19 protein-coding genes, 1 pseudogene and 1 riboswitch are annotated in these 25,113 nt (G+C 38.5%); of the genes and pseudogenes, 5 read left to right on the plus strand and 15 right to left on the minus strand.

Annotated elements, in window-relative coordinates; genetic code table 11:
• Positions 1-32: 32 nt before the first annotated feature.
• From pta to nudF, 9 genes and pseudogenes are all read right to left on the minus strand, one after another.
• Positions 33-3,257, minus strand: coding sequence for an autotransporter Pta (gene pta, locus D7029_RS15470; RefSeq protein ID WP_194951158.1), 3,225 nt, complete (start codon positions 3,255-3,257; stop codon positions 33-35).
• Between the two features lie 459 nt (positions 3,258-3,716).
• Positions 3,717-5,138 (minus strand): cell division protein FtsP, encoded by a 1,422-nt coding sequence (gene ftsP, locus D7029_RS15475; protein WP_194951159.1) that lies wholly within the window; start codon positions 5,136-5,138, stop codon positions 3,717-3,719.
• Between the two features lie 332 nt (positions 5,139-5,470).
• Entirely contained in the window at positions 5,471-6,220 is a 750-nt protein-coding gene (locus D7029_RS15480) for a 1-acylglycerol-3-phosphate O-acyltransferase (protein ID WP_194951160.1), read from the minus strand.
• 64 nt (positions 6,221-6,284) lie between these two features.
• Positions 6,285-7,010, minus strand: a complete 726-nt coding sequence (locus D7029_RS19060) for a DNA gyrase C-terminal beta-propeller domain-containing protein (RefSeq protein WP_412178937.1) — start codon at positions 7,008-7,010, stop codon at positions 6,285-6,287.
• A 51-nt stretch (positions 7,011-7,061) separates the two neighbouring features.
• A pseudogene (gene parC, locus D7029_RS15485) lies at positions 7,062-9,242 on the minus strand (DNA topoisomerase IV subunit A); the annotation flags it as partial.
• 32 nt (positions 9,243-9,274) lie between these two features.
• Positions 9,275-11,170, minus strand: a complete 1,896-nt coding sequence (parE, locus tag D7029_RS15490) for a DNA topoisomerase IV subunit B (protein WP_088494653.1) — start codon at positions 11,168-11,170, stop codon at positions 9,275-9,277.
• A 124-nt stretch (positions 11,171-11,294) separates the two neighbouring features.
• Complete coding sequence (gene yqiA, locus D7029_RS15495) at positions 11,295-11,870, minus strand: esterase YqiA (protein ID WP_088494652.1); 576 nt, start codon at positions 11,868-11,870, stop codon at positions 11,295-11,297.
• A 3-nt stretch (positions 11,871-11,873) separates the two neighbouring features.
• Positions 11,874-12,713 carry a 3',5'-cyclic-AMP phosphodiesterase gene (gene cpdA, locus D7029_RS15500; protein WP_098941962.1) on the minus strand — a complete coding sequence of 280 codons (840 nt, stop codon included), beginning with the start codon at positions 12,711-12,713 and terminating at the stop codon, positions 11,874-11,876.
• A gap of 226 nt (positions 12,714-12,939) precedes the next feature.
• Positions 12,940-13,575, minus strand: a complete 636-nt coding sequence (nudF, locus tag D7029_RS15505) for an ADP-ribose diphosphatase (RefSeq protein WP_194951162.1) — start codon at positions 13,573-13,575, stop codon at positions 12,940-12,942.
• A 213-nt stretch (positions 13,576-13,788) separates the two neighbouring features.
• Between nudF and tolC the strand changes: the two genes are divergently transcribed.
• The 3 genes from tolC (at position 13,789) to D7029_RS15520 (ending at position 17,417) form a co-directional block, all read left to right on the plus strand.
• Entirely contained in the window at positions 13,789-15,186 is a 1,398-nt protein-coding gene (gene tolC / locus D7029_RS15510) for an outer membrane channel protein TolC (RefSeq protein WP_194951163.1), read from the plus strand.
• 329 nt (positions 15,187-15,515) lie between these two features.
• Entirely contained in the window at positions 15,516-16,244 is a 729-nt protein-coding gene (locus D7029_RS15515) for a DUF1190 family protein (RefSeq protein ID WP_072070058.1), read from the plus strand.
• A 9-nt stretch (positions 16,245-16,253) separates the two neighbouring features.
• Positions 16,254-17,417 (plus strand): glutathionylspermidine synthase family protein, encoded by a 1,164-nt coding sequence (locus tag D7029_RS15520; RefSeq protein WP_075672907.1) that lies wholly within the window; start codon positions 16,254-16,256, stop codon positions 17,415-17,417.
• A 65-nt stretch (positions 17,418-17,482) separates the two neighbouring features.
• On the opposite strand, the gene D7029_RS15525 is transcribed toward D7029_RS15520, so the two are convergent.
• The 4 genes from D7029_RS15525 to ribB form a co-directional block, all read right to left on the minus strand.
• Positions 17,483-18,040: a helix-turn-helix transcriptional regulator gene (locus D7029_RS15525; RefSeq protein ID WP_194951164.1), complete on the minus strand. Its 558-nt coding sequence runs from the start codon at positions 18,038-18,040 to the stop codon at positions 17,483-17,485.
• A 60-nt stretch (positions 18,041-18,100) separates the two neighbouring features.
• Positions 18,101-18,325 carry a hypothetical protein gene (locus D7029_RS15530; RefSeq protein WP_072070061.1) on the minus strand — a complete coding sequence of 75 codons (225 nt, stop codon included), beginning with the start codon at positions 18,323-18,325 and terminating at the stop codon, positions 18,101-18,103.
• A gap of 307 nt (positions 18,326-18,632) precedes the next feature.
• A complete protein-coding gene (ygiD, locus tag D7029_RS15535; RefSeq protein ID WP_194951165.1) occupies positions 18,633-19,418 on the minus strand; it encodes a 4,5-DOPA dioxygenase extradiol in 786 nt (261 codons plus the stop codon).
• A 176-nt stretch (positions 19,419-19,594) separates the two neighbouring features.
• Positions 19,595-20,248, minus strand: a complete 654-nt coding sequence (ribB, locus tag D7029_RS15540) for a 3,4-dihydroxy-2-butanone-4-phosphate synthase (protein ID WP_023582768.1) — start codon at positions 20,246-20,248, stop codon at positions 19,595-19,597.
• A 124-nt stretch (positions 20,249-20,372) separates the two neighbouring features.
• Positions 20,373-20,532, minus strand: a riboswitch (FMN riboswitch).
• A gap of 202 nt (positions 20,533-20,734) precedes the next feature.
• Here ribB and ubiK point away from each other — a divergent pair.
• A complete protein-coding gene (gene ubiK / locus D7029_RS15545) occupies positions 20,735-21,055 on the plus strand; it encodes a ubiquinone biosynthesis accessory factor UbiK (RefSeq protein ID WP_088494644.1) in 321 nt (106 codons plus the stop codon).
• Between the two features lie 98 nt (positions 21,056-21,153).
• Here ubiK and D7029_RS15550 read toward each other — a convergent pair whose 3' ends face one another.
• A complete protein-coding gene (locus D7029_RS15550; protein WP_088494643.1) occupies positions 21,154-22,476 on the minus strand; it encodes a 6-phospho-alpha-glucosidase in 1,323 nt (440 codons plus the stop codon).
• A complete protein-coding gene (locus D7029_RS15555) occupies positions 22,476-24,104 on the minus strand; it encodes an alpha-glucoside-specific PTS transporter subunit IIBC (RefSeq protein ID WP_194951166.1) in 1,629 nt (542 codons plus the stop codon). Before D7029_RS15555 ends, D7029_RS15550 begins: the two co-directional genes overlap by 1 nt.
• Positions 24,105-24,405: 301 nt before the next feature.
• On the opposite strand from D7029_RS15555, the gene D7029_RS15560 reads away from it, so the two are divergent.
• On the plus strand, positions 24,406-25,110 hold the full coding sequence (locus tag D7029_RS15560) for a GntR family transcriptional regulator (protein ID WP_088494641.1): 705 nt from the start codon (positions 24,406-24,408) through the stop codon (positions 25,108-25,110).
• The last annotated feature ends 3 nt before the right edge of the window (positions 25,111-25,113 follow it).

Below are 25,113 nucleotides of genomic sequence, written 5' to 3' on the forward strand. Positions count from 1 at the left end.
ACTTTCAATATCAAAAAAATAACAAATAATATTTAGAAATTAACTTTCAGCGTAGCATTGATACCACTTGAGCTTACATCACTATTATATTGACCTTGGTAAGAAATACCGAAAGTTGTTGATTTGCTTAATTGTGCATCAACACCTAAACCAACACCAAATAGATTATCTAGTTTGCCGCCACGTAATGTTGCATCACCAGAGTTTGATAAGAAGAGGCGTGATTCAGGGCGGTTATCACCAAATAAATGACTTGCAGAAATATCGCCTTTTAAAGCCATATTAACGTTGCCAGCCATAAATGGATATCCACCACGTAAACCAATAGTACCGACTTGAATATCTTGTGAATCAGTCTTAGTGGTAAATTTCATATTACCGACATTTTCATTGATATCATCAGTTGACACACGCAACCAGCTAAATCCTGCATATGGCTCAATAGAATACTGATTTGTATTAAATTGAGTATAAGCACCTTCTAAGAAAATTTGAGTAATTTTTGCATCATAACTTGTAGAGTTATAACCTGCATTTTGTCCTACCCAAAGTGTTCTTTTTGCATCTCTATCTTGGTTAGTATGTGTGAAACCATAGTTTAATGAAGCCACGTCATACAGATTAGACACACCATAAGCACCAATATGGATATCGTTACTGTCTATTTTACCGTGTTCATTACCTTTATATTTGGTTGAACCCGCACCAAAGAATAAACCTGCTTTGGTATTTTCGGTCACATCAATTTCTGCACCTAATAAGCCAACATAGAAATCAACATCCATATTGCTATGACCATAATCAGCACTGCCCCATTGGCCAATACCTGTCATCCAAATACGTGCATTGCTATTATCCAATTTAGCATAACGGCCTTGACCAATACCCATTGCTTGATCTTTCACTGTGCGAGTTAAACCTAACACATTCACTACACTTGCACTGTTAGCATTAAGGTACATATCGCTGCCCAATGAATTATAAGTCTTGCTCAGATCTCTTTCATTCATTGGTAATACTACATTGAATAAATCGCCACGACCGGTGCTATCCAATGTATTCGCAATAGAGCGGCCATTTTCATTGTTAGCAAATGTGGCTAAAGAGGTATTTTCTTTCTTACTTAATGTACCTGTAATTGTGTTGTCTTTTACAGAAACATTTTTATCAAATAATGCATAATCACTATTTGGATTGTTATTTGCTAACATTTTAGTTTTAGTACGATTATCAACTAAATTGTCCGCATTAACGGTTCCCGTCACGACAGTATTATTAAGATAGATATCTTTTAATTGACCTTCGTTATCGGCACCAACATCTAAACTTGCACCTTTATTTAATGCCATATCACCGACATTAACATCATGTCCGACGGTAACTAAATAAGTCCCTTTATCGTTGATATTAATGTTAGCTTTATGACTCTCATTCGATGCTAATTGGCCTTTTTGTGTGAAAGTATCGTTATAGCGATCAATAACACTTAATTTACCACCGTTGACATTAACAGCTTCAGTGCCAAATGATTCGGTAAAGCCGTATAACGTTCCTTGTTCGACTGTTGTGCCACCACGATAAGTATTATCGCCAGTCATAACCAATGTGCCTTCGCCTTTCTTAATTAAAGCACCATCATACAAACCAGCATCAATTTTGGCTTGAATAGCATCAGCACGTTTTTGGTAATACTCTTTACGCCATTTTTCAGCATCTTCTTTGCTAACAATATGAGAAGTTGGATCTGGATTACCATCATTGACAACAAAATCCGTTCCTAGATTGTAATCACCACCAGCCGCAATACCCTTCTCTTGATAGTCTTTCAGCCATGCTAAATCTTCTTGTTCACGAAGATCTAACGCAGTTTGTGAAATATCATTTGTCCAGACATCAAGCGGTGTCATACTTAAGTTATATTCAAATTTACCTAAGAACTGACCCGGACCATACATCCCTTTATCTAAATCTGGTGTACCCCAACCATAACGCACATCTGGCGTACCTTCAGCCGCAGTCCAGCTATCATATAAAGAGCCATCTGGATTACGGTGATTGGCAGTTGTAAACATCACATCACGCACTTGCATCGCATTCATTGATTGATAGCGTGACATCAATACGCCCATCGCGCCCGTAACGTGAGGTGCCGCCATTGATGTACCACTAAAGGTATCCCAATCAGCACTACCATCATCATTAACGATAGAAGAATAAACGCCCCAACCTGGAGCAACTACTGTCCACCACTTCGCATTACCGGCTTCATTAAAGACTTTAACCAGCTCATAGCCTGATTTATCTGCATTTTGTTTCAAGCCAGCAACCGCAATCCAATGTTTTTCTGCTTCAGGGTTAAAGTAAGGATAAAGAGGACGATAATAAGGCTGAGCAAAGTCACGGTTACCTGTTGTAAACACTTGAACAACATTAGTGCCTTTTACTGCGTCATAAGCGGCATCAACAAAGGATGGTTTATCGCCATAAACTTTTTTAAAGTAGAAATATTCGTATTCGGTTTGCGCAGTGGTATCTACTGGCAAATGCACAGAGGTGTTACCACCGTCGGCACCAAAGGTGTCGCCATTTTTAATAATGCGAGGGTTTGTACCCCAGCTGTTATTAATCACCTGAGCCCCTGCATCGACCATAGCTTTCCAGCCAGTGTAGAAGTAGGTGTAATCTTGATAAGGACCGTAGTTATTGCTGTCTGTTGCGCCTGTATTTCCTAAATAAACATCAGCACCCCATGCAACTCCATGCATACCATTACCGTCACGGTTTGCACCTACAGTGCCTGTAACGTGTGTTCCGTGTGTATCATTCACACCTTTGATCCAGCCTCCATCAACATCAAAGGCTTGACCTTTTTCATAATGCCCACCCAATTCTTGAGGGTAGCGCATACCGGTTGTGCCATATTGACCTTTAGCTTTCACCGCATGAAAACGAGCATCATTCAATTCTGGATGTGATAATAATGCACCTGAGTCCATTACACCGATTTTGGCACCTTGCCCATGAAAACCAAGTGCATAAGCACTGGAGGCATTCATAGCAGCTAGCCCCCAGTCTTTTTGATACTCTTGGCTTTCCCAACTTTTTGCATCGCCTAATTGCCCAGCTTCTGAATATGCAACGGAATATCCAGAAAAAAGAAGTGCTGACGCAACAATGGAAAGTTGAAATATATTATTATTTATTTTATTTTTTTTATTCATTTTGTGATGGTGACTTAAAGCTATTTCTTTGTTCATTCTGTACCTTCAGTTATATTAAAATTTAATAACATTAATTAAGGATCAAAAATAAAAGACGCGGAGATTCTCTAGTTTCTAGCGAAATAATTACTTGAAGAGCATCTCAAAAATATGATTTCATGCCAGAAAAATAGATAGATTGACTACGCAATCACAAATTAACAGATAGATTAAACAAAGTTAGATCACTTGTTATTATATTACAAACAGTCAAAATTAACCTCTTTCAATATTAACCTCATTAATAACAATATTTAAATCAACTTAATAAAGAGAACTTAAATAAATAAACAAAAATATCAAATTGATTAACAATTTGTTTTTGAGAATATTTTTCTCTATTTAACTTTAGTCTAAAAAATATAATCCACATTATTTTTAATATAAAAAAAACAGTATCTTTATTTTAAAAATACTGTTTTTCTTTTAATTTAAATTAGTGCTAATACTCAGTTTTTATTCCAAAGGTGTGACTTCCATTTGTCCTACCATGCCTTTATCTGCATTTTCTAATAACTGGCTGTAATAAAGGAAAGGGAAATGTGAATAAGAAGGCTGTTTTAATTCCACCAGCAATTCACTTTGGTTTTCGATCCAAACAGTATCTTTCCAACCAAAATCTGCAGGTGCAGGTTTCTGACCATTATGGTTAATCACTTTAAAACGGGCACCTTCAATATGGAATGGTTGCGGTGTCGGTACGGTGACAAGCCAACGCTCCCACCCATTTTGTCTACCCACTAAATCAATTCGTGAAAGCTCCCAACGAGCATTATTTATTCCCGGAGGACTGTTATGCAATTGAATAGTTCTAGGCTGAATAGAGGTGGTGATCTGTGTGTCATCTACCGCTAATTGCGCAGGGGCTTTGTCTGTCACTAACGACATTAATCCAGTTGGTTTAATGGTTAATACATTGGCGTTACGTAGTAAATCTGAAGGTTCAAAAATACCACGGAGCCTATCCATAAAGCCGGCACTTTGCCCTGCTGTAATTGTGACTTCTCCACCTTCGGACATATCAACCAATATTTCACGTCGCTCACCCGGAGCCATTGGAATTGATTTCAGCTCTACCGGAGAGGTTAATAATCCTTGATCCGAAGCGATAAGGTAGAGTGAGCGGCCATCATTTGCAGTTAGTTCATAACGACGAGCATTAGACGCATTGACTAAACGTAAGCGGATCCATCCTCTTGAGACTTCAATATAAGGATCTTCACGTCCATTGACTAACAGTGTATCGCCATAAAAACCATCACTAGCGGCTTCTTTGTCGTATTGTGGCGTACCAAAATTATCGATCCGTTTATCTTGAATAATGATCGGAAAATCATTTACACCATAATGTTTTGGTAGAGGAAGGGATTTGCTCTCTTCATCTTCCACGATCCACATTCCCACCAATCCATTATAAACATGAGGTGCCATTTTAAAGGGAGTATTGGCGTGATACCAACATGTTGCTGCTTTCTGACGAATAGGTAATACTGGCGACCAATAAGCGCCGGGTGACATTAATCTTGCCGCACCACCGACTTGAGTCCCCGGAACTAATAAACCGCTCACCGTCATTGATACTGCTTCATTAAGACGGTTGCTATAAATGAGTTTTATATCATCGCCACTTTTGACTTTGATTGTCGGTCCCGGTGTTGAGCCATTGATCCCCCAAACTTCCGCTTTTTGCGTACCATTGAATGCCCAATGCACATTTTGCAAAGTCAGAAAAAGAGGCTGACCACGGCGAGATTCCAACAATGGCGGTATAGGTAATTGTTTATCATTGACTGATTCAGCACGAACAGAAGAAGATATTGAGCCCAGACATACCGCTAAGCCTGAAGCCTGAATAAACTGGCGACGACTAAATGACATACTTTCTCCGCAACAAAATACAAATATTCCTATCGCATAATCAAAAATGTCGTGACAGGAAAAAAGCTGCTGTGATTTAAAGACAAAAGGACTTAAATGAAATTACGGGAGCATAATAGCGCGGATGTGACATAAATCCTAAAAATAGTTGATAATCTATGTTTTAAATAATTCAAAGTGCAGCTAGGCGACAAGTAAATAAGTCGCTAGGAGCATATGACTAGTGCGAATGAGCGCAGTCAACAACGCTGTAACTTGAAGTATGACGAGTATAACAATATAAGCCTGAAAATCAGGCTTATATTGTTATGAACAAAGAAACCAAATAAGTATTAATTTAATTTACCGGGAAAATCACGCTTATTCATTTCTTCAACTTCTTTATCTAGCTCTTCGATTTTCGCTTTCATAATTTGACGACATTCTTCTGCTAATTCTCGAACTTGATCTTTGGTGTATTTTGAAACATCAATTGGAGGCAACATTTCAACAATAACGTAGCCATTATTCCAACGGTTTAGCTTAATTTTATCCTGCGTTGTAGAAACACAAACCGGAATAATAGGTACACCTGCTTGAATGGCGGCATGGAATGCACCTGTTTTAAACGGTAAAAGGCCACGACCACGGCTACGCGTTCCTTCAGGGAACATCCACACTGAAATCTTCTTCGATTTAATTTGATCAGCAACTTGTGAAATAGTGCCATGTGCTTTAGAGCGATTTGCTCTATCGATCAAAATATTACCGGTTATCCAATACAGCTGGCCAAAAAAAGGAATAAAAATTAAGCTTTTTTTACCCACTGTTACGGTATTAGGTTGTACTGCATTTGACATCGTCACCATATCAAAATTGTTTTGATGGTTTCCGATGTAAATACTTGGGCCATAGCTTTCTGCTTCTTTTGGAAAACGTTCAACGAGCTTGATACCAAAAACAGTAGATAACTTGCCGAATAAGCGTCCATAAGTCATTACATGCTTAGGATTTCTTGGTGAAAACATGCAATAAATCATTCCAAACGTCACCACTATAATGGTGTAAAGAATGACAATGATGCCTCGAATAATGGCTAACATAAGTTTTAGCGTCCTAAATAGAAGTGGGCCAACAGACCCACTCAATATCAATTAAGTATTAGATTTAATTGGTTTCAATATCAATATGATCGATAACTTGAGCACCGCGAGGTAAAGAAGTTCCTCGGCGTCCACGTTTTGCTTTAAAGCTAACTAGCTCATTCATCGACATTGTCATTTTACGTTTACCAAAATGCAGTGTCACAGAGGCATTTTCAGGTAATACTCGTAACCAAGCGACGTTATCCTCACCACTTGCTGCTTGTGAAGCCGGAATAGAAACCATTTGATTTCCTTTTCCTTTTACCATCGTTGGTAATTCTGACGCTTCAAAAATCAGCATTCTACCGCCTTTCGTAATGATCATAATGAGATCCGTGAGCTCATTATTCAAGCGTTGTGGCGGTAATGGTAATGCATTTTCAGGTAAAGTCAGTAGTGATTTTCCTGCTTTATTTTTAGAAGTTAAATCATCAACCTGACAAATAAATCCATAACCTGCATCAGACGCCATTAAGATCTTATCAGTACTTTCGCCCATAACAACATGACGTAATTGCGCACCTTTCTGAACTTTTAATCGTTCAGTTAGTGCATCGCCCTTGCTACGACCCGAAGGTAATACATCAACATCAACGGTATAGCTTTGACCTGTTGTATCAATCAAGTGTACCGGTTGGTTACTCATACCTTCAACAGCATCAAAATAATCATCACCGGATTTAAAGCCAGCCGATTTAGCATCAATATTATGTCCTTTCTGGCAACGAATAAGCCCTTTTTCAGACATAATGACGGTAACAGCTTCAGGATGTAGATGTTTTAACGGAATAGGTTCATCACCCGCATTACCGCTAAAATAGTTGATCTCTTCTGCTTTAAGCACTTCTTGCTGACCATCAACAGTAAAGATTAATGCTTCATCTTTAGGTGCGAACAGCATTTGTTCAATCACATCAGCTTGCTCTTTCCCTAAAGCAACAAGACGTGTACCACGTCCTTTTTTATTCATTTCATTTAGCTGTTCTGCTGAAATGGCTAAAATACGTGTTTTATCAGTGATGATAATAAACCAGTGTTGCTCATTTTTCTTCTGAGGATCAACTAAGAACGGTGCTAATAATTCAGTCTCTTCAGAAACCGTCAGTAGCCCTTTACCTGTCTTATTCTTTGTTTCCATCTCATCGTAAGAGAGAACAGAACCATAACCTTCTTTTGTCGCCAGTAAATACTCTTGCCCCGCACTTCCCGCTAACATGTATTTCACGCTGGCATCAGGTGGGAAAGTTAACTTGCCTGTTAATGGTTCGCCTTGGCTACGTCCTGAAGGCATATCATTTGGGCTTAGGGTATAGCTACGTCCCGTAGAATCAAGGAATAGAACAGGCTGATTACTCATACCACGTACTGCACTGTGATAACTATCCCCTGCACGATAACTCATGCCACTAGGATCAATATCATGTCCTTTCGCATTACGTACCCAACCCATTTCAGACAATACAATGGTGACAGGCTCTGATGGCAACATATCTTGTTCATTTACCACTTTCGCCTCTTCTTGAGGACGGATTGGCGAACGACGATCATCACCAAATTCTTTTGCGTCGGCTTCAATTTCTTTTTTCAGTAAAGTATTTAAACGACGTGGTGAACTTAACAACTTCTCAATGCTATCGCGTTCTTTTTCAAGCTCATCACTTTCGCCTTTTAGTTTCATCTCTTCAAGCTTGGCTAAATGACGTAAACGTAACTCTAAAATAGCTTCGGCTTGAATATCAGATAACTCAAAGCGGCGCATTAATTCTGCTTTTGGCTCATCTTCATGACGGATAATTTCAATCACTTCATCAATATTGAGATAAGCAATTAATAAACCTTTGAGAATTTCTAAGCGACGTAAAACTTTCTCTAAACGGTGATTTAAGCGGTTTGTGACTGTTTGGCGACGATAAACTAACCACTCATTTAAAATAGTCAGTAACCCTTTTACTGCCGGACGGTTATCTAACCCAATCATATTGAGGTTAACGCGATAACTTTTCTCTAAATCAGTATTCACAAACAAGTAGTACATCACTTGTTCTAAATCGACGCGATTACTACGAGGAACAATAACAAGCCTAGTTGGATTTTCATGATCAGATTCATCACGCAAATCTTCAACTAAAGGTAGTTTTTTGGCACGCATTAATGCGGCAATTTGCTCAAGTACTTTAGCGCCAGAAACTTGATGAGGTAATGCAGTGATCACCGCACATCCTTCTTCTTTCTGCCACACAGCCCTCATTCTGACAGAGCCACGCCCTGTTTTATAAATCTTTTTGATATCGTCTTGAGCGGTAATAATTTCAGCTTCAGTCGGATAATCAGGGCCTTGAACATATTGCATCACATCAGATAATCCCGCATCAGGATTATCTAAAAGCATCACTAAAGCTTGTCCTACTTCACGCGCATTGTGTGGCGGAATATCTGTTGCCATCCCAACAGCAATACCGGTTGTACCATTAAGCACAATATTAGGTAAGCGTGCAGGCAACATTTTCGGCTCTTGCATCGTGCCGTCAAAGTTAGGGATCCAATCTACCGTACCGTGTCCTAATTCACTCAATAATGTTTGTGAATATTTAGAAAGGCGTGATTCGGTATAACGCATCGCGGCGAAAGATTTCGGATCATCCGGAGCCCCCCAGTTACCTTGCCCATCAATTAATGGATAACGGTAAGAGAATGGCTGAGCCATCAGCACCATAGCTTCATAACATGCGCTATCACCATGTGGGTGATATTTACCTAGCACGTCACCAACAGTACGGGCTGATTTTTTAAATTTGGCGCTATTGCTTAAACCTAGCTCTGACATCGCATAAACAATACGACGTTGCACAGGTTTTAGCCCATCTCCAATAAAAGGCAATGCACGATCCATAATGACGTACATGGAGTAGTTGAGATAGGCATTTTCTGTAAATAAGTGGAGCGGTTGGCGCTCTACACCATCATGAGTCAATTCACTCATTCAATTTTTTCCTCAGACTCTTGTGGTATCCATTACACTTCGATATCAACTTCATCGCCTTTTTCTTGTAACCAATTTCGGCGATCTTCAGAGCGTTTCTTCGCTAACAACATATCCATCATGCCTAGGGTTTCTTGATAATTCTCATCATCAATCACCAATTGCACTAAACGACGCGTATTAGGATCAAGCGTTGTTTCACGCAGTTGAAGTGGGTTCATCTCACCCAATCCTTTGAAGCGCTGTACGTTAGGTTTTCCTTTTTTACGGCTTAGTCGTTGTAAAATGGCATTTTTTTCTGATTCATCAAGGGCATAATGAACTTCTTTACCTAAATCGATACGGTAAAGTGGTGGCATCGCCATATAAACGTGCCCTTCCTTAACAAGAGCAGGGAAATGGCGCACAAATAAAGCACACAGCAAGGTTGCGATATGTAAACCATCTGAGTCAGCATCCGCAAGGATACAAACTTTACCGTAACGTAATTGGCTTAAGTCATCACTATCAGGGTCCATACCAATCGCTACGGAAATATCATGGACTTCTTGTGACGCTAGCACTTCATCTGAAGAAACTTCCCATGTATTTAAGATCTTACCGCGCAGAGGCATAATCGCTTGATATTCACGATCTCGCGCTTGTTTAGCTGAGCCTCCCGCAGAGTCCCCTTCAACTAAAAACAGTTCGGTATAACGTAAATCTTGAGAAGTACAATCAGCCAATTTACCCGGCAATGCTGGCCCTGAAGTGAGTTTCTTTCTCACTACTTTTTTAGCGGCTCGCATACGACGTTGGGCACTACTAATTGCCATTTCGGCAAGTAATTCACCGATTTGAACATTCTGATTTAGCCATAAGCTAAAAGCATTTTTTACTGCATTTGCAACAAACGCACTGGTTTGTCTTGAGGAGAGTCGCTCTTTAGTCTGCCCTGCAAATTGAGGATCTTGCATTTTCACTGATAATACATAAGCACAACGCTCCCATGTATCATCGGCAGTTAACTTAAGGCCTCTTGGTAGTAAATTACGGAATTCGCAAAATTCACGCATGGCATCTAACACGCCTTGGCGTAAACCATTTACGTGTGTACCACCTTGTACCGTTGGAATTAAGTTAACATAGCTTTCAGTGAGTAGATCGCCACCTTCAGGCAGCCATAACATAGACCACTCAACGGCTTCATTATCACCTTCAAATTTGCCAGTAAACGGCTCTTCAGGAAGGCGAACAAATTCAGCAACAGCTTCACTTAAATAATCGGTTAAACCATCAGCGTAGCACCAGTTCTCTTGGGTGTTATTTACTTTATCAACAAAAGAAACATTAACGCCCGGGCACAGTACCGCTTTGGCTTTCAATACGTGAGATAAACTTTTAGACGAAAAACGAGGAACATCAAAATAAGAGCCATCAGGCCAAAAATGTACACTCGTTCCTGTGTCTCGTTTTGCACAGGTGCCAATTTCGTGTAACTCTTCAACTTTATCGCCATTTTCAAAGGCAATTTGGTAAATTTTGCCATCACGACGAACAGTTACTTCAATACGCTTTGAAAGGGCGTTAACAACCGAGATCCCCACACCATGCAACCCGCCAGAAAATTGATAGTTTTTATTAGAGAATTTTCCTCCGGCGTGGAGGTGAGCTAGGATTAACTCGATAGCAGAGACTTTAAGTTCAGGGTGAATATCGACGGGCATTCCTCGCCCGTTATCGATAACTTCGATAGATTGATCTTCATATAAAATGACATCGACCTTCGATGCGTGTCCCGCAAGCGCCTCGTCCACGCTATTATCTATCACTTCCTGTGCCAAATGGTTCGGTCTTGTTGTATCTGTATACATCCCCGGACGGCGACGTACAGGCTCTAGACCATTAAGAACCTCAATATCCTTTGCGTTATAACTTGATTGAGTCATTGTTTTAATCTGCGGTTCGCTGTTAGAAAAATACTGTTTATAATAACAGGTGTTGGCGGCAATATGATATTAATTTTCGGCTAGATACATCAACCTACGTTTTACAGGTTAATCGACCGAAAGGCTAAATTATCTTTAAAAATTGAATAATTTTCGGAAAAAAACGTTCAAAACCCACAAAAGCATGGTTTCCATCCGATTCTATGGTTTGCCTACACGCGCCAAGATATGAGACAGCTTGACGATAATCAAGTATTTCATCTCCAGTTTGTTGAAGCAACCAAATAAGTTCAGGTGATGTGATTGTGGGAATACGCAAAGCAAGCAGCTCATCCATATGATGAGGTTCTAGCTTATATTTTTGATGTGTATAAGGATTTTCGTTCTCCCCCAAGAAGTCTTGCAAAAGATCGAACGGTCGTATCGCAGGATTAACAACAACCGCAGGTAAGTTAAAACGTTGAGATAACCAAATAGATAAATAGCCTCCTAATGATGAGCCAATTAATCCAAGTTTGTCATCGGCACTCTCTTTAACTAACGTTTCAATTAACTGAGCGGCTTCTTGAGGGTAGGGTGGCAATTGAGGAACTAACAATTCAATTTCAGGATGAGTCACTTCAAGCCATTGGCGAAAAGCCTGCGCCTTTGCTGATTTAGGTGAGCTATTAAAGCCATGTAAGTAAAGAATACGAGGCATAACTTAATAGCCATCCGCATCAAGATCAGGACAAAACTCAGTACCCGCTAAACGATAAACCTGTGTGTCAATTTTGCCCTTCTCATCAGATGAAAGTGACATTTCCAAATAGCGCCAGCCCGGAGAAACAGTATCTAATGTAAAATTTGTACAATGAGGGCGAAATTGAATACACGTAGAAGGTGTCGCCAACAAACGAATACCATTCCACATTTCATCCATTTCTTGGTGAATATGGCCACAAAGCATCATTTTTACTTGAGAGTGATCTTTTAAACGCTCAGCCAATTCTTGAGAATTTCTTAAACTGTGTTGATCTAACCATGTACACCCTGAAGGCATAGGATGATGATGCAACAAGATAATCGTATCTCTGTGCTTTTGACTTTCAAGGCAGCGTGTTAGCCAATCTAACTGACAATCTGATAACTCACCATGAGGAACACCTTGAATTTGGCTATCTAATAATAGCATTTGCCAATTATCACCAATCAACACTTGTTTAGCTGACAAAATTCCTGCCTGATTTAAAGCATCAATCATCGCAGGTTGATAGTCATGATTCCCCGGCAACCAAACACAAGGAGGTGTTAGCGTCGCAATACCATCAGCAAAATGCTGATAAGCTTCAAAGGTTTGATCTTGAACTAAATCACCTGTCGCAACAATCAAGTCAACATCAAGACCCTGCTCTCTAATCGCATTTAATACCGCATGGTAGCTACGATAGGTATTAATGCCCAGCAGAGTGTCTTCCACATTAGCAAAGAGGTGGGTGTCTGTGATTTGTAATATTCTTACGGTGTTTTTGTGTTTCACCGATAATTCAAGCTGGCTTTCCAAAAGGTTTCCTTGTTTCACTCTCATTAGCCGTTATGTTAACGTATTTTCGTAGTAAAGATCTGCCAACCAATACACATTTCAAAAGATTAGTGAGAAATATTCTCGCTTTCAATCACGTTTTTTTCACTTCATTTTATAATTTAATTCATTTGATATCGTACACTTAGAGATAGTTACTCTACTTGATAATATTACTAAAAACATCCTTTAAAGATTGATTAGTGTATTAAATTACTGACCAACGCTCTCTTAATGCAATATGATGAAGTTGTAACCATTGAAGCGCGATAACAGATGCTGCATTATCAATAACGCCTTCTTCAACCCAACGATAGGCTTGTTCTCGGCTCACGACATGAACACGAATATCTTCGTTCTCACACGCTAATCCATGAATACCTTTTGCCGTTGTTGCATCAACTTCGCCAACATAGACATGCATTCTTTCACTCGTACCGCCGGGACTTGAAAGATAACTCACAATAGGTTCACATCGTCCAACAACAACCCCTGCTTCTTCTTGGGCTTCCCGTCTAACAACATCTTCAGGGCTTTCCCCTTGTTCGACCATACCCGCAACCACTTCAAGCAACCAAGGTGTCTCGCTGGTTTCATACGCAGGAATACGAATTTGCTCAATTAACACCACTTCATCACGTTTAGGATCATAAGCGAGCAAAACACCAGCATTGCCTCGTTCAAAAACCTCACGTTTAACCTCTTCACTCCATCCTCCTTCAAAAAGGCGATGTTTAAAGCGATATTCGGTCATGCGAAAAAAGCCTTTATATAAATCTCTTTGACTGAGCAATTTCACATCTTCACGACCGTATAAAAATGGTGTATTTTCCCTTTTCTTCATACAATGTTCCTTAAGTTACATTTAAGAGTCTTTTTATTGCTTACGTTTAATACAGATTTAAAGAAATTTGCCAACAATTCATGTAAAGTTAATCTAAAATAAAAGGATATGGCACAAATGGCTACCCCTACTTAGGGAAACAATCTGCTAGAATTATCCCCAATCAAGATTAACAGAGGCAACTCAGCGAAACTGTTGCAACAAGGAATTAAAATGAAAAAACTGCTCTCTCTTTTGGTCACGATGAGTTTGGCAGGATTCAGCACTGCAAGTCAGGCTGAGGATCTGCTCCAAGTTTATCAAAAAGCAAAGGACAGTAACCCTGAGTTACGCAAATCATTAGCTGAACGAAATCAAGCTTTTGAAAAAATTAATGAAGCTCGTGGCTCATTATTACCACAATTAGGATTAGGTGCATCTGCAGATTATAAAAGCGGCTACCGTGATGCAAGAGATACCGAATCCAATTCTATTGGTGCAAATTTAACGCTGACTCAAAGTGTGTTTAACATGGCTTTATGGCGCCAATTAAACATTCAAGAAAAAACAGCGGGCATGAGCGATGTGACTTATCAAACAAGTCAGCAAAAACTGATTTTAGATACCGCGACCGCTTACTTTGATGTTTTGCGTGCTATCGATTCACTGTCATTTATTGAAGCGCAAAAAGAACAAGTTTACCGTCAGTTAGATCAAACAACTCAACGTTTTAACGTAGGTTTAGTGGCAATTACTGACGTACAAAATGCGCGTGCAAATTACGATAGCGTACTGGCACAAGAAGTAGCTGGTCGAAATCAATTAGATAATGCATTAGAAAAACTACGCCAAGTAAGTGGTATCTATTACATTAATCTTGCCTCACTCAATATTGCTCGTTTTTCAACAACCTCACCAGACTCTATTGAGAAACTGCTAAAAGATGCTGAAGAGCGTAACTTAAGTTTATTAAGTGCACGTTTAGGTCAAGATTTAGCGCGCGAAAATATTCGCTTAGCGCAATCAGGTCACTTACCAACAGTAGATTTAAATGCATCAACTGGCGTATCAAATAGCCATAGTCACGGCAGCGCATTACCTCCAGCAACAGCAGGTAATAGTCGCAATAGTTACAATGGTCAAAATAGTATTGGTTTGTCTGTTAGTATCCCTCTGTATACTGGTGGCAGAACAAGCTCACAAGTTGAACAAGCACAATATGGTTTTACTAGTGCAAGCGAACAATTAGAATCGGTTTATCGTTCGATTGTCCAAATCGCTCGTTCTTCTTATAACAATATTTCTGCGTCAATCAGTAGCATTAAAGCGTATCAACAAGTCGTTGTTTCTGCGCAAAGTTCATTAGATGCAACTGAAGCGGGTTACCAAGTGGGTACTCGTACTATTGTTGATGTGTTGAATGCCACAACAACACTTTATGATGCAAAACAGAAATTATCTAACGCGCGTTATGACTATTTAATTAACCAATTAAATATTGAATATGCTCGCGGCACATTAAATGAAAATGACTTAATTCAGTTAAATAATGCACTGGGTGCAGAAATTTCTACTTCACCAGACAGCATTATCCGCCCGTTAACAAGCCCTGCTCTTAACGTTGCGCCTTAATTGTAAATTAAGAAGTTAGTCACTTATAAAAAACCGCTTTCAGCGATAAACTGATAAGCGGTTTTTTTTATGCTTTCTCTTCACATAAGATATTGTGTTATGGATTAAATTAAGATCTCAACAATATCTATATTCTTGTATTAACAAATACCTTAATTACAATTAGGTTAAAAAGAGAGGATTTACCTAATTTCATTACCCTTAACCTTATAAAGATCACAAATTTCTGGTTATCCCTGATGATTAGGCGTTTCTTATTTATTTTCTAGACTATTTAACCTATCCTAGCTTTTATTTTGAACGTTTTACCTTTTATGGATCTTATCAATATGCCAATGAAACGTACCAAATCGATTAATCGTGATGCTTTCCGTAAAGCATTTCGTCCTTATCGTCTGGCGCCTGTTGCAATCGCCATCACTGCTGTATTCGCGCTTTCAGGATGTGAAGAGAGCGATGAGACAGTTTCACTGTATATGAATGCACAAGAATGTGCTCAAGCGAATCCTTCACAAGCAGCACAGTGTGAAGACTCTTATCGCACTGCATTGCAAGAAGCACAGCGTACCGCACCTAAATACGCAACATTAGAAGACTGCGTAGCTGAATTCGGTGATGCGCAATGTACTCAAACAGCGTCTATTGATGGACAGCCTGTTAGTACTGAAAATGCCAATAATTTAAGCCCAGACAGCTCACAAATGGCTCAAGCTAACTCCGGTGGTAGCTTCTTTATGCCATTAATGGCGGGTTATATGATGGGTCGCTTAATGGGTGGCGGTGCGCCAGCACAACCTCTGTTTAGTTCGCGTAACCCAACAAGCCCTGCAAATGGTAAATTTGTGGATGCAACAGGTCGTAACTACGGCCCTGCGGTTGGCGGTCGTCAAATGAACGTACCAAAAACAGCGATGACACCAAAACCATCAACAACCTCAACGGTAACTCGTGGTGGCTTTGGTAATACGGTTTCAAGACAAGCAGCTGCTCAACGTACCAGTGCAACAAATAATAACCGTAGCTCAACCGGTTCATCTTCTTACCGTTCAGGTGGTTAATTAAAAACCATGAAACGTGAAAATATCATTGAACGCCCGGATTGGCGTGAAAAAGCAACGGAATTTGGCTTTAACTTTCATACAATGTATGGCGAGCCTTATTGGTCTGAAGATGCTTATTATCAATTCTCAATGGAAGAGGTTGAAACGTTAGAAGAAACGACAGAAGAGTTGCATCAGATGTGCCTACAAGTCGCTGATAAAGTGGCTAATAGTGAAGAATTACTGACTCGCTTTCAAATCCCGCGTCACTGCTGGGATTTTGTGCGTGATTCATGGAAATCGTCTCAACCTTCACTCTATTCACGTCTTGATTTAGCGTATGACGGTAAAAGTCCGGCAAAACTGTTAGAAAATAATGCAGATACTCCAACTTCTCTGTATGAATCTGCTTTTTTCCAATGGATCTGGCTTGAAGATCAAGTCAATGCAGGTCGTTTACCGCAAAATGCCGATCAATTTAACAGCATTCAAGAGAAATTAATTGATCGATTCGCAGAGCTTCGTGATCAATACGGAATGCGTTATCTGCATATGTCTTGTTGCCAAGATACTGAAGAAGATCGTGGTACAGTTCAATATCTACAAGATTGTGCTGAAGAAGCCCAAGTAACGACTGATTTTGTCTTTATTGAAGATCTGGGTCTAGGCGAACGTGGTGAGTTAACTGATCTGCAAGATCAGATAATCAGCAATATGTTTAAGCTTTACCCTTGGGAATTTATGTTCCGCGAAGACTTCTCAACTAAACTGGCTGATGCAGGTATTCGTTGGTTAGAGCCTTCTTGGAAGAGCATTATTTCAAATAAAGCATTACTACCAATGCTTTGGGAGATGTTCCCTAATCACCCGAATCTACTGCCTGCATATTTTTATGACGGTAAAGCGCCTGATTCATTATCGCGTTATGTTATCAAGCCACTGTTTTCACGCGAAGGTGCAAATATTCGTATTGTTGAAAACGGCAAGGATATTGCTGTCGCAGATGGCCCTTACGGTGAAGAAGGCTTTATTGTTCAAGATTTCCATCCACTGCCAAAATTTGGTGATAGTTATACATTAATTGGTAGCTGGCTGGTTAACGACCAATCCGCAGGTATTTGCATTAGAGAAGATAGAGAGCTTATTACTCAAGATCTCTCCCGCTTCTATCCGCATATTATTTTAGATTGATCTAAAATCGATTATATCTGTATTCAAACACCTCATAGTTAATTAACTTTGGGGTGTTTTTATTTTTACTCGTTAATTTGTCTTCTTAGCGCCAATATCTTCTCGACGGTATCTTGTAATTCAATGTTATTTTCATTGTTACTTATTCGTAAAGCTAAATTCCATTTACACAATATTTTGGCATGTTGGCTAAGTTCAGGGCATTTATGTAAACGATTATTTTTTTCTAACCAATCAGCAACAACAGACCAATCCCATAATGGAGATTGACCTTTTATCCGCTGAATGGGTGAAGGGAAATTTCCATCACCTCTTAAACCATCTTTTAATAATGCTATTGCCTGTCGTGTTAATCCTGTTAGCTCTGCAATGTCACTTAAACCTACCATTGTAGAATCTACAGACTCCACTCTTATTTTCATCCCTGTTAACTCAACATTCATTATTGCAGAACTGATAGCTTCATCTAATGAATTTGCATTTCTATCAAATTCTAAATATACAGATTTCCCATAAAAACAGACTAAAGCATCATTACAACCATTTTCAAATAGCGCATCTTCCAATCCATCGATATCACTCGATACACCTGATAATGTTAATGTAAAATTAAATAAAGGCATCGTTATTCCTCTAAATTCATCCCGATAAAAGCGACCTAAGTCGCTTTATTTACTAAAAGATCAAAAACACTGATTAACCTTTCTTATTATCTGCTTAGCATGATTTTCCATATTTGATGGCGTGCACCAAATACTTATCTGATGATTTTTATGTTCATTAGCTGGATTGCCACAACGTAGTTTACAAAATGTATGTGAATGACTACCTGAAGCAATCCATACCCATTCATGCTCTAAAGCATATTCAATAGCAGATTGAATATGCTTATTTGGATGTTTCTTCATTAACCTCCAATAAACTTAATTTAATATCGAACGTTGACAAATGTCAACAAAAAATCTCAATAATAAATATTTATATTGAGAGATAAAAAAGCTTATCAGAATTCTCTTTTTATAAAAATAAAATCAATATAAACAAATAGTTAAATATATTTATTATATCTATATAGAAAATTGGAAAGGTCAATAACGAGGGAAATATAATGAGTCGATACATTATATTTAATATAAAAAAGGCCAAATTCTATAAAATGAATTTAGCCTTTTATTTCTATCAATTAGTTTTATTGGGTGGTTCTATTGGGTAGTTTTATCCAATTTGAAACGTCATCATGCTTAGTGATTTATTCACAATATCATTATTCAGCACTGTTACCTTTTCACCCTCTTGTTTTAAACCTAATAGATACAACGCAGGTAAAAAATGGTCGGGTGTAGGATGCGCTAATCGCCCTTCTTCTGTTGATAAAATCGTAAATAACGCTTCTGGCACATTATCGCTTCGTAAGCTGTTTTCGACTGTCTCATTAAAGGCTAATGCCCAAGAATAAGGCGTCGCATCGCTATTTTGCCAATCCATCATTCTTAAATTGTGAACGATATTACCGCTACCAATAATTAAGACGCCTTCTTTACGTAATTCAACCAGCTTTTGCCCCAATTCATAATGCCATTGTGCTGATTGGCGTGCATCAATGCTTAATTGAACAACAGGAATATTTGCATTGGGATACATTTTTTCGAGTATTCCCCAACTCCCATGATCTAATCCCCATTGATCCATATCGAGTTTTAATTTAATCGGATCGATAAGATCTTCAATCAGTGCGGCTAAGCCTATCGAGCCTCGCGCTGGGTATTCTATTGCGTATAACTCTGGTGGAAATCCATAGAAATCATGAATTGTCTTTGGTTGCGACATTGCTGTTACATAAGTCCCATCGGTATACCAATGAGCTGAAATCACTAAAATCGCTTTAGGTTGAGGAAGCGTTTCCCCTAATTTTGACCAGAGGCGAGTATATGTATTATCTTCTAATACATTCATTGGACTACCATGCCCAATAAACAGCGCTGGCATCATTTTTGTTTCCATAACCACCTCTTATGGCGAGTGTTCTTATCACATAAGCATACTGCCTTCTTACTTGAAATATAGTCAAAGAAGTATGAAATAGTTATTCAAAAAATATGAAAAAAGCCACCTAAGTTTCCTTAAGTGGCTTGATATAAGTGTGTGTGTTTTTCAGTGTCGTTTATAACATGTTAATTTCAGCCAGCTTTTTTCTCCTCACGAAGACGATAAGCCACTAAATCTTCAATAGTTAACACAGGCATATTGTGCTTTTTAGCAAAAGTAATTACTTCTGGTGCTCTTGCCATTGTGCCATCGTCATTTGTTAATTCGCATAACACTGCAACAGGTTTAAAACCGGCTAAAGTTGCTAAATCAATCGACGCTTCAGTGTGTCCACCACGCGTTAACACACCGCCAGGTTGAGCACGTAATGGGAATACGTGACCAGGACGATTTAAATCACTTGGTTTTGCATTGTCAGCAGCCGCTGCACGTACTGTGGTTAAACGATCAGATGCTGAAACACCCGTTGTTACACCTTGTGCTGCTTCAATCGTGACCGTAAATGCCGTATGAAAATGACTGGTGTTATTTTCCACCATCATAGGCAAATCAAGTTGTTGACGGCGTTCTTCTGTAATGCATAAACAAACAATGCCACTGCCATGACGAATAGACATCGCCATTTGTTCTGTGGTCATCGTTTCTGCTGCGAAAACCATATCGCCTTCATTTTCGCGGTTCTCGTCATCGAGCACCATTACGCCTTTGCCAGCACGAAGGGCTTCTAGAGCAAGTTCAACACGCTCAAATGGATTACCGAATTCGGAAAGTAGCGTCTGATTCATGGTAAAAAAACCTCAATAATTAATGAAAGTTACCAGAATCAGGGCAGTCTTAGGAGTGGATCTCTGCTTAATAAATACACAAGCAGAAACAACAGGAATGGATACAATGATCCTACTGATGCTATTTTATTCTCTCCCATCCAGACTTTAACTGTCGGCTCCAGAATCACACTGGATCTGCTGACCTTTGCATTACAATGGCAACACAAAGCGCTCGCGGGCTTTACCTAAGTATTCAGGTATCTACCGCCGGTGGGGACTTTCACCCCGCCCTGAGATTAACGGTGAAACTATACGCTTTAAAATTATAAGAGGCAATCATCAATCGGCGACAATCTTTGTTTCATCACATAATCATTTTATGACATACGGTTATTTAACTATTTATAATAAAAAAGTAACAATAATCTTGATATCTGGTTTTATTCCCTCTGTCCTCATATTACACTTAGCCTCAGCTTTCTATTTTATTTGTGAGGACATCCCATGTTGGACCCGAAAAAACTTGAACAAGTCGCGCGCCAAATCCAAAACGTTCTGCCACAGGGCATTAAAGATTTTGGTGATGACATTGATAAAAAAATCCGCACTGTTCTGCAATCTCAATTAAACAAGTTGGATTTAGTCAATCGCGAAGAGTTTGATGTACAAACTCAAGTTTTATTACGTACTCGTGAAAAACTTAATCGTTTAGAACAACGTTTAAATGAGCTAGAAGCTGGTCTACTGGCAAAACCTCAAATTGAAGTTTCCCAAGTTGAAGAAGTTGAAATTGTGGTAGAAACTCAAGCTGAAAATAAGGCTTAATCTATTCACTTTATTGCTTGTTTTAGTAATAAAGAAAAAACCCTGTATCTCACAAAGACACAGGGTTATTTTTTATAACCTTAATAATCCATTAGCAACTATTTTAATTCCGGCCAATAGTCTTTATTTGCTTCAATTAAATCATCTAAAATCGCTTTCGCGACAGTCGCACTTGGTACAGTTTTAGACATCGTAATGGCTTGCCACAGTTTTAAATAGGATTTTTCAATCCACGCTTCTACCACTAATTTTTCAACTGCAACTTGTTGGCTCATCATTCCTTTTTGAAATAATGGAATTTTACCCATTACCAAAGGCTCTGGGCCATGACTTCCGACAATACAAGGGATCTCTACCATCGCCTCAGGATCAAAGTTAATAATTGATCCGTTGTTAGGAACGATCAGTAGCATTCTTTCTTGGGTATTAAACGCAATAGCTGTTGCTAGATCGACAATGTAAGAAGCGTGTTCATCAATCTCAAGATGCCCTGCCGATGATTTACCTGCATTAGTAATGGCACGACAAGCGCTGAACACATTCTTTTCTCTGTGCTCCATCACTTCATTCGCACGAGTATGATGAGGATCAGAATGCTCAACAACATAATCAGGGAATAAATAATACTTCAAGTAAGTGTTTGGCATTGTTGCTGGATCTAATGCCCACACATCTTTTGCTTTACCGAATGTATCATTCCAGCTGGCTTCAACTGGCTCACCAGCCACTTTTGGAATATACCCATGTTCAGCAACATGTTTACGGATCACAGGCAGTAAATCATTCCCCTGTAAATCTTCAACTTGAGTCCACCAGCCAAAATGATTTAAACCGTAGTAACGAACTCGCATCTCTTTACGTGATTTTAATCCTGCAATTTGTGCCATACGTGATTCAATGCCAATTGGCATATCACAAATATTTAAGATCTTCGCATTAGGTTTTAAACGACGAGTAGCTTCAGCGACAATTGCAGCAGGGTTAGAATAATTTAGCATCCATGCATTTGGTGAATATTTTTCCATATATTCAACCAACTCTAAGACTCCCCCAATAGAACGCATACCATAAGCAATACCACCAGGCCCACAAGTTTCTTGTCCTAATACACCATGGCGCAAAGGAATTTTTTCATCTTTTTCACGCATTGGATATTTACCAACACGGATATGCGCCATAACAAAATCAACATCCGTAAAGGCAGTTTTAGGATCTGTGGTATAGCAAAATTCAATTTCAGGTGCCTTTTCAGTAAGAATTATTTCACAAGCTTTAGCAATGGTTTCTTGCCGCTCGGCATCATTGTCATAAAATTTGATGGCTCTTAATGGAAAACGTTTTAAATTTTCCAGTAGCATCAAAATAATACCGGGTGTAAATGTACTACCGCCACCTGCAATTACGACTGAGAACTTCTTCATTATATAGCCTCCGACAAGATGATTTTTTGTGTATCTTCTTTCATAAGTTGTTCAATTTTGTCTCTCACTTGAGAAACATGTAGCCCGATAATGATTTGTAATGCATGGCCTTTACGCACCACACCATGTACACCGAGCCCTTTGAAATAAGCATCCGTTTCAACTATTTCGTTATCTATCACTTCAATACGTAAACGTGTTGCACAATTATTTAAGGATTTGATATTTCTACTTCCCCCTAAGCCTTCAAGAATGCCTTTAGGAAGTGCGAGTTTGCGATCTTCTTTTGCTGTTTTTGAACTATCTGAAACTTGTGACTTTTTATTTTTATAGTCTTGTTTGCTATAAAGTTTTATCTCTTCGTCATCTTCTTCACGACCCGGTGTTTTTAAATTAAGTTTGATAATTAATGTTCTAAACACCACAAACCAAATCATTGTAAAAATGAGCCCTATAACTATTTGCGTGATAATCATTCCGTAATGGTTATGAAACATTGGGATCCAATTCATAGGAAGAAAATTGTCGATGATCCCCCCACCCATATTTCCAACAACCCCAAAGTGATAAAGCGTTGTCGCTAATGTGGCGGCTAACACGGCATGAATGGCAAACAATAACGGTGAGATAAATAAAAATGTGAATTCTAAAGGTTCTGTTATTCCCACAAATACAGCGGTCAATGCAGAAGGTATAAGTAAACCCGCAATCTTGGCTCTATTTTTAGGCGCGGCAGTAAAATAGAGAGCTAGCGCTATACCAATAGAGCCAAAAACTTTGCTATTACCATGTAGCGCAAAGCCACCTTCAGGAAATAACTCTTTTAAAGATTGTGTACTTTGACTGAAATATTGCATATTTTGAGCCCAATCAACTTGAATACCGTGTTCAGTGACTGCTGGGCCAAAAATAAAAGGTCCATAAATAAAATGATGTAAACCAGTAGGAATTAAAATACGCTCAAGAAAGGTATATATCCAAACACCTAAAGAGCCTGATTCAACCATAAACACTTGCAAAGATTGAATACCAACTTGCACTTTAGGCCAGAAAAATAATGTTATCCACGCTAAAGGTAACATCACAAAAAAACTAATTAATACAACATAAGATGTTCCCTGAAATATACCTAGAAATACAGGAAGCTGTTTATCGAAATAACGGTTATGTATACTTGTTACAATACCAGCAATAATAATTGCACCAATAATACTAGTATCTAATGTTTTAATACCGGCAATCATTGTAAGGCCACTATTTCCGCCAACTTCATTTGTAAAGTCCACGCCGAAATAACTTCCCCAAACAATACCCATAGCATTAATAAAATAATTCCAAGTGAGAAAACTCACCATAACGGCAAGGCAAGCTCTTGCTTGTGCTGTTTTGGCTAAACCTATTGGTAAACCAATTGCAAAAATAAGAGGCATATTGCGAAAAACAGTCCATCCACCCTCTTCAATAATATGAACAATTTGAGCAAATAAACTATCAGGTCTTAATAAATCTTCACTAATAAATAATGGATTCTGTAATAGAATTGCAATGCCTACAACAATACCTGCAAAAGGAAATAGCAGGACAGGGGTAAACATGGCTCCACCAAATCTTTGTATTTGACTGAGCATAAAAATATCCTCTTATTTACTGCTACTGGGACGACATACTATTTAATTTATTTTTATTCTGTAAATTCAGATTAGATTCTTTTCTCTTTATTCTCTCACTCGAAATGAGTTATTCGTGATCTAATTCATATTAATCTTTCAAGTAAAGTGATCTACCTTTTTGTAAAAAAGCAGATCACTTTTTATTTTTTGATAACGTTCACATTTTCAAACTACAAATCATTTTGCTATATATCAAAACATTAGACTCAGATATTCTAAATATAGAAAACTATTTTTTAGAATAAAAAGAGGTATAAAAGTGATCTATAAAGACATTGCAAAAAGCCTAAGAATTCAAATAAATTCGGCAGGATATCAAATTGGTGACACATTACCGGCTGAAAAAACATTAGCAGAGCAATACGATGTTTCAAGGATGACTATCCGTAAAGCTATAGATTTACTGGTTATCGCAGGTTTATTAGAACGGAAGCAAGGTTCAGGGACTTATATTAAAGAGAAAGATGTTCATCATGAAAATGCAAGCTTAAAAGGCTTTGTCGAATTAATGGCAAATACAGGCCACAATGTAAGAAGTGAAGTTATAGAATTTAGTGTTATTCCCTGTCCTTTATCTATTGCTAGCAAATTACGAATTAATTCAAATGAACGTATTTTTTATTCAAGGCGAATACGTTACGTTGATAATAAACCGCTTATTGTTGAAGATAGTTATATGCCTGTTAAATATTTTACTAATTTAACATTAACCCATTTAGAAGGCTCTAAGTTTGACTTTATTGAGAATGTTTGCCAAATAAAAATAGCGGGAAGTTACGAAACATTTCATCCTATAATGCCAGACAACAATATTTGTCAATTATTAAAAATAGAAAATAACATTCCAATATTAAGACTCAGCACATTATCATACAGTATCCATGGTGATTATATTAACTATTCAATCATGTATAGAAACACTCAAGATTATATTGTTGAGTATCATTTAAAACGAGAACAATAATTA

This window comes from Proteus vulgaris, assembly GCF_016647575.1.
GTDB lineage: Bacteria > Pseudomonadota > Gammaproteobacteria > Enterobacterales > Enterobacteriaceae > Proteus > Proteus mirabilis_B.

Coding starts and splice junctions, on each gene's coding strand:
- pta (WP_194951158.1), bottom strand. CDS start 3,257: ATGAACAAAGAAATAGCTTTAAGTCACCATCACAAAATGAATAAAAAA.
- ftsP (WP_194951159.1), bottom strand. CDS start 5,138: ATGTCATTTAGTCGTCGCCAGTTTATTCAGGCTTCAGGCTTAGCGGTA.
- D7029_RS15480 (WP_194951160.1), bottom strand. CDS start 6,220: ATGTTAGCCATTATTCGAGGCATCATTGTCATTCTTTACACCATTATA.
- D7029_RS19060 (WP_412178937.1), bottom strand. CDS start 7,010: ATGTCTGAAAAAGGGCTTATTCGTTGCCAGAAAGGACATAATATTGAT.
- parE (WP_088494653.1), bottom strand. CDS start 11,170: ATGACTCAATCAAGTTATAACGCAAAGGATATTGAGGTTCTTAATGGT.
- yqiA (WP_088494652.1), bottom strand. CDS start 11,870: ATGCCTCGTATTCTTTACTTACATGGCTTTAATAGCTCACCTAAATCA.
- nudF (WP_194951162.1), bottom strand. CDS start 13,575: ATGAAGAAAAGGGAAAATACACCATTTTTATACGGTCGTGAAGATGTG.
- tolC (WP_194951163.1), top strand. CDS start 13,789: ATGAAAAAACTGCTCTCTCTTTTGGTCACGATGAGTTTGGCAGGATTC.
- D7029_RS15515 (WP_072070058.1), top strand. CDS start 15,516: ATGCCAATGAAACGTACCAAATCGATTAATCGTGATGCTTTCCGTAAA.
- D7029_RS15520 (WP_075672907.1), top strand. CDS start 16,254: ATGAAACGTGAAAATATCATTGAACGCCCGGATTGGCGTGAAAAAGCA.
- D7029_RS15525 (WP_194951164.1), bottom strand. CDS start 18,040: ATGCCTTTATTTAATTTTACATTAACATTATCAGGTGTATCGAGTGAT.
- D7029_RS15530 (WP_072070061.1), bottom strand. CDS start 18,325: ATGAAGAAACATCCAAATAAGCATATTCAATCTGCTATTGAATATGCT.
- ygiD (WP_194951165.1), bottom strand. CDS start 19,418: ATGGAAACAAAAATGATGCCAGCGCTGTTTATTGGGCATGGTAGTCCA.
- ribB (WP_023582768.1), bottom strand. CDS start 20,248: ATGAATCAGACGCTACTTTCCGAATTCGGTAATCCATTTGAGCGTGTT.
- ubiK (WP_088494644.1), top strand. CDS start 20,735: ATGTTGGACCCGAAAAAACTTGAACAAGTCGCGCGCCAAATCCAAAAC.
- D7029_RS15550 (WP_088494643.1), bottom strand. CDS start 22,476: ATGAAGAAGTTCTCAGTCGTAATTGCAGGTGGCGGTAGTACATTTACA.
- D7029_RS15555 (WP_194951166.1), bottom strand. CDS start 24,104: ATGCTCAGTCAAATACAAAGATTTGGTGGAGCCATGTTTACCCCTGTC.